The following is a 1,549-nucleotide window of genomic DNA, read 5'->3' as shown; positions in this document are numbered from 1 at the left end:
GCCGTCTTTCAGACGGCTTACGGACCCCATCACCAGCTGGCGGCAACGCTCAGAGCAGACGCCCTCTGGGCCGCACCCGATAACGCCGGACCGCCGGCAGGTTTGATTCCCGTGTATACGAATGGTGGACACCGGCCCGATGTTCTCCGCGGCGCGGAGTTCCAGGTTCCCACGCAGCGCGTGGGAACGAGAAAGACCGCGTCGGGCGTCACCTTTTACGACACCCTCGGCGGGAGAGGGGTTGGGGTGAGGGCAAAAAAAACAGCGCACGATCGACCACAAACCGCGTCGGTAACGCTTAACTTAATGGCATTGAGTTGGTAGCCGGCGACTGAAAACTCACCTCTTGCCACCCAGGGTTGCTCCCGCTAGATTGTCCCGAATCGACACCTTCCTGTACCCTGGACCCATGACCCAAGCAGAGATAGAACAAGCCGTCGAGTCGATCTGGACCCTGTTCCGGGAAACCGACCGGCGCCTCGATCAGCGTATCGCAGAAACCGACCGGCGTTTCGAGGCAACGGAGCGGGAAATCCAGGCCCTTTCGGCCCAGACACGAGCGGCCGAGAACCTCTTCATCGGCAAGTGGGGCCGGTTACTCGAAGCCCTGGTGCGGCCGGGGGTGGCCGAGCTGTTTCGGGTCCGGGGGATCGATGTCAACCGGACCCTGGAGCGGATACGAGCACGTCAGGGCGGAGAGGAGATGGAAATCGACCTGCTGCTGGTGAACGGTGATGCCTTGGTCGTGGTGGAGGTCAAGAGCACCCTTAAGGGGGAGGATGTACGCAAGCTCCTCAAAGACCTGGAGACCTTCCTGAAATTTTTCCCTGAATACCGGGGCTATCGCCGCTTCGGGGCAGTCGCCGCCTTGGCAATCGATGAATCTGCGGACCGCTATGCCTATCGCCACGGGCTGTTCGTGCTGACCATGGGGCGCGAAGGGCTGGTCACCCTGCGCAATGATGACGCCTTTCAGCCGCAGGATTTTGCCATTGGTCCTTAGTAATGCAGGATGCGGTGAGCGCCTGCCTACCGTCTCAGAACCGCTTTGCCTGTGCCGGCCTATTAACCCCACCACCCCAGGGATGGGTCAGGCACGGCAGGTAAGGGGCAGGCAGCGAACCGCATCACCGATTCGAAGCGATCTTCCCGGCCGAAAATGCTCCGTCCCAAGGCCACCATCATCATATTGAGTATGGGAAAAGGCATCTTGTATCCGCAAATCGCGCAGATTTTCAGGTAGTAGCTCAGTTCGCGAAAAAACGGAAATTGCGAAAAAACGCAATGACGCAAGGACGCCAAGATGCAAAGAAAGAACAAAGAATCTTTGCGTCTTGGCGTTAAATGGGCCGGAAAGTGAGCGGCCAAGCATAAATTTTTTAAACTGAGCCTCTGCCGATTTTCACAGATACTTGCGTTCTTTGACTGTGCAACAGGCGGTGGGCACAGCCCACCCTACTCTGCGCAATCTACGGATTCAAAACGCTCATGCGACCGGGATGTCTGGGAGGGGCAGGGGACATAACCCAACCCTATGTGCTGTAGCCGC

General features: G+C 58.4%; 1 protein-coding gene. It reads left to right on the top strand.

The features are described 5' to 3' along the window. Positions 1–409 precede the first annotated feature (409 nt). Positions 410–1,003, top strand: coding sequence for a hypothetical protein (locus tag BQ17_RS15960; RefSeq protein WP_089728724.1), 594 nt, complete (start codon positions 410–412; stop codon positions 1,001–1,003). Positions 1,004–1,549 lie beyond the last annotated feature (546 nt).

This window comes from Candidatus Thiosymbion oneisti, assembly GCF_900092655.1.
GTDB lineage: Bacteria > Pseudomonadota > Gammaproteobacteria > Chromatiales > Chromatiaceae > Thiosymbion > Thiosymbion oneisti.
The sequence above is the reverse complement of the archived record's forward strand: the minus strand, read 5'-3'. Positions and strand labels throughout refer to the sequence as shown.

Bases quoted from the DNA above. Each gene is read 5' to 3' on its own strand.
- BQ17_RS15960 (WP_089728724.1), top strand. From the start codon at position 410: ATGACCCAAGCAGAGATAGAACAAGCCGTCGAGTCGATCTGGACCCTG.